Annotated in this window: 3 protein-coding genes; 2 read left to right on the top strand and 1 reads right to left on the bottom strand. The window is 67.4% G+C overall.

Annotated elements, in window-relative coordinates:
* Together BGN95_RS00375 and BGN95_RS00370 are read left to right on the top strand one after the other, a co-directional pair.
* A partial coding sequence (locus BGN95_RS00375) for a copper resistance system multicopper oxidase (protein WP_286771278.1) occupies window positions 1-1,250 on the top strand: 1,250 nt, incomplete at its 5' end.
* Window positions 1,247-2,446, top strand: a complete 1,200-nt coding sequence (locus BGN95_RS00370) for a copper resistance protein B (RefSeq protein WP_265313925.1) — start codon at window positions 1,247-1,249, stop codon at window positions 2,444-2,446. The genes BGN95_RS00375 and BGN95_RS00370, both read left to right, overlap by 4 nt.
* Before the next feature lie 141 nt (window positions 2,447-2,587).
* Here BGN95_RS00370 and BGN95_RS00365 read toward each other — a convergent pair.
* Window positions 2,588-3,904, bottom strand: a 1,317-nt coding sequence (locus tag BGN95_RS00365) for a TonB-dependent receptor domain-containing protein (protein WP_286771277.1), incomplete at its 5' end; no start/stop codon positions are given.

Below are 3,904 nucleotides of genomic sequence, written 5' to 3'. Positions count from 1 at the left end.
GGCTCGCCTGGGGCGGGATGCGGATGGACCCCGCCGATATCTCCGACGTGTCGGGCGCCGCCTATACCTTCCTGGTCAACGGCCACGGCCCGGCGGACAATTGGACCGGGCTGTTCACGCCGGGCGAGCGGGTGCGGCTGCGCGTCATCAACGCCTCGGCGATGACCACTTTCAACGTTCGCATCCCCGGATTGCCGATGACGATCGTTCAGGCCGATGGGCAGAATGTCATGCCGGTCGAGGTCGGCGAGTTCCAGATCGGGGTCGCCGAAACCTATGACGCGATCGTCACGCCGACGGCGGATCGCGCCTTCACGCTGGTCGGCGAGGCGATCGACCGTTCGGGAATGGCGCGCGCGACGCTCGCGCCGCGCGCCGGGATGGTCGCCCCCGTCCCGCCGCTGCGCAAGCGCCCGCTCGCCAATATGACCGATATGGGGATGGGCGGGATGGACATGGGCGGCGGAACGGCCGCGCCGCGCGGGATCGACACGACCGCCGAGCAGAATGCCTCCGCCAAGCTTGCGACCGGCGCGGCTGAGGAGCCGATGCCGAAGATGGCGGGGATGGATCACGCCGCGATGGGCCATGGCGGCGGCGCGAGCGCCGGTGGGATGGATCATGCCGCAATGGGGCACGGTGGCGGTGCGGCGGGCGCCGATCACGCCGCGATGGGGCATGGCGGGGGCGGCGGCCACAGCATGCGCGACTTCGCCAATGCGCCGCAGGTCAAGCGCGATCCCAGCGTCCAGACGATCTCGCCGATGCCGGCCGATCGCACCGATTATCCGGGGCAGGGGCTGGAGGATGTCGGGCACAAGGTGCTGGTCTATCGCGACCTGATGGCGCTGGAGCGCAACCCCGACGTGCGCGCGCCGTCGCGCAGCCTCGATATCCACCTGACCGGCAATATGGAGCGGTTCATGTGGTCGTTCGACGGGGTGAAGATGTCCGACATGCACGATCCGATCCCGTTCATCGAGGGCGAGCGCGTCCGGGTGACGCTGATCAACGATACGATGATGGGGCACCCGATCCACCTCCACGGCCATTTCTTCGAACTGGTCACCGGGCACGGCGATCGCGCGCCGCGCAAGCACACCGTGATCGTCCAGCCGGGGGGCAAGGTGTCGTGGGACTTCACCGCCGATGCGGTGGGGGATTGGGCGTTCCACTGCCATTTGCTCTATCACATGGCGGCGGGGATGATGCGCGTCGTCAGCGTCCGGCCGAAGGGAGGCGCGGCATGACCCGGCGCGTTCCGCTGCTCGTGACGGCCTCGGTCGCATTCGCCCTCGCGGCGCTGTGCGCCGCCGCCCCCGCGACCGCGCAGGATCAGGCGATGGCGGACATGCCGGGCATGAAGGTGCCGGCGAAGAAAACCGCCACGCCCGCGCCGTCGTCGCCCGCCGCGCATCACGGGCATGACATGCAGGGCATGAATCATGCCGGGATGGACCATTCGGGGATGAACCCTGCGCCTGCGCCAGCCGCCGCGACGCCACAGGCCACGCCCGCGGGGGAACATGCCGGTCACGACATGAGCGCGATGCCCGCATCGCAACCGGCCGCGCCTGCGGGGGATCACGCCGGGCACGACATGAGCGCGATGCCGGCACCGCAGCCGGCCGCGCCCGCCGGGGAACATGGCGGGCATGATATGGCCGCGATGCCCGCGACGCAGCAGACCGGCACCAACCTGCCCGCGGGCGATGCGCCAGCGCCGGCACTGCCGGGCGATCATTATGCCGATCGCGTCTATTCCCCGGCGGAAATGGCGCGCGCGCGCCACGAGATGATGAAGGAGGAGGGCGCGCAGACCTTCTCGCTGATCATGTTCAACCTTGCCGAATATAATGCGCGCAACGGGCGCGACGGCTATCGCTGGGACGCGGAAGGCTGGTTCGGCGGCGACATCAACCGCTTCGTCGTCAAGAGCGAGGGCGAGGGGGCGTTCCGCGAGGGGGTCGAATCGGCCGAGATACAGGCGCTCTACAGTCGCGCGATCGGCCCCTATTTCAACCTGCAGGCCGGCCTGCGTTACGATTTCCGCCCGAATCCCTCGCGCACCTATGCGGTCGTCGGGGTCGAGGGCCTCGCGCCTTACTGGTTCGAGGTGGGGGGCAGCCTGTTCCTGTCGAACAAGGGCGAATTGCTCGGCCGGCTCGAAGGCTATTACGATCAGCGCCTCACCCAGCGCCTCGTCCTCCAGCCGCGCGTCGAGCTGGATTTCGCGGCGCAGGACGTGCCGGAGACCCGCACCGGCGCCGGCCTGTCGACCGCGGAGCTCGGGCTCAGGCTGCGCTATGAGATCACCCGTCAGTTCGCGCCCTATATCGGCGTCTCCTACGACGCCAAGGCCGGCCAGACCGCCCGCTATGCGCGCGCCGACGGCGAGGACCCAACCACCGTCAACTTCGTCATGGGGACGCGTATCTGGTTCTGATTCCGTCTCGTTGCTTAATAGTTGAAGGCCGAGGCACGGACCTCCTCCGTTCGCCCTGAGCCTGTCGAAGGGCTGCACTTCTTTCCGCGGAAGAAAGGGCAGGGCTTCGACAGGCTCAGCTCGAACGGCGTTGGGCGGCGATCAGAATTTCGCGGTCGCGGCGACGGTGAAATAGCGCCCCATGATCCCTGAGAAATAGGGCCGGGTGCCGTTGCCGAGCGGGGCGGGATAGGGCGGGGTGGCGTCGAACAGATTGTCGACGATCAGCTTCAGCCCGAAACGCTCGTTGACCTTCGCGCCGATCGTCGCGTTAAACAGCCACCAGTCGCCGACCCCGGTGATGTCGGTCGCATTGGGCGCGGCGTCCATGTCGAACCGGCCCTTGCCGATATATTGCGCCTGCAGCAGCAGGTTGAATTTACTGCCCTCGTAGCTGAGGTTGGCGGTGCCCGAATGGCGCGGATAGCCGATCGACCCGGCGACATGCTTGATATCGTCGGTGCCGACCTGCGTTTCGAGCGTGTCGCGGTAGAAATAATTCACCGCCAGCCCGATCGCCCCCGCATCGCGCACCCCGATGCGCTCGAGCGGCAGCCGGTAGGAGAGCGTCGCCTGCAGCCCCGCGCTCCTGGTGCGCGCGGCATTGTAGAAGCCCTCGCGGATCGTGACGATCTGGCCATTGGCGTCGCGGGTGAACAGGTTGCAGAACTGGTTGGGATAGCCGGGCGAATCATAGCAGGCGCTGAGGATCGACGGCCCGTCGAGCGTGACGATCGCATCCTTGAGCGTGATGTTGACCCAATCCACCGCGAGCGACAGCCCCGGCACGAAGCGCGGCTGGACGATCGCGCCGACCGTCCAGCTATCGGCCTTTTCGTTGCGCAGGTCGGCATTGCCGGCGACGGTCACCGGGATCTGGAAGCTGCTGAAATTGGAAATGAAGGTTGCCGGGTTGATCCCCGCCGCGACGCAATTCGCGCGGCGCACCGCCGGGTTCGGGCCGTTGGCGACGAAGCGCGTGTCGCACGGATCAGGGCCGGCCTCATAAGCGATCGAGGCGGGGTTGAACGCCTCGGTGATCGCGGGCGAGCGGATCGAGCGAGTAAAATTGCCGCGGAAGGTCACGTCGGGGACGAAGCCGATGCGCCCGCCCGCGCTCCACGTCAGGTCGCCCCCCGACAGCGAGTTGTGGACCCAGCGCGCCGATCCGTCGAATTCGAGCGTGTGCAGCCAGTTGAGGCCGTTCTGCGCGGTCACCAAAGGCGCGACGATTTCGCCGAACACCTCGTTGGTGTGATATTTGCCCGCGACCGGATCGACCAGGATCGAGCGGCCATAGGGCACGCGCGATCCATCCGGCTGCGGCTCGCCATAGTAGAAAGCGCCGGGGTCGAAACGGGTCCGTTCCTGGCGATGTTCGAAGCCCGCGACCAGCTTCACGTCATTGCCGAGCAGGCT

Origin of the sequence: Sphingomonas sp. 66-10 (assembly GCF_001897045.1) — a bacterium.
Lineage (GTDB): Bacteria > Pseudomonadota > Alphaproteobacteria > Sphingomonadales > Sphingomonadaceae > Sphingomonas > Sphingomonas lycopersici.
This window is presented reverse-complemented; position numbering and strand designations above follow the sequence as displayed.

Excerpts from the sequence above, each read along its gene's own strand:
- BGN95_RS00370 (WP_265313925.1), top strand. The coding sequence starts at position 1,247 with ATGACCCGGCGCGTTCCGCTGCTCGTGACGGCCTCGGTCGCATTCGCC.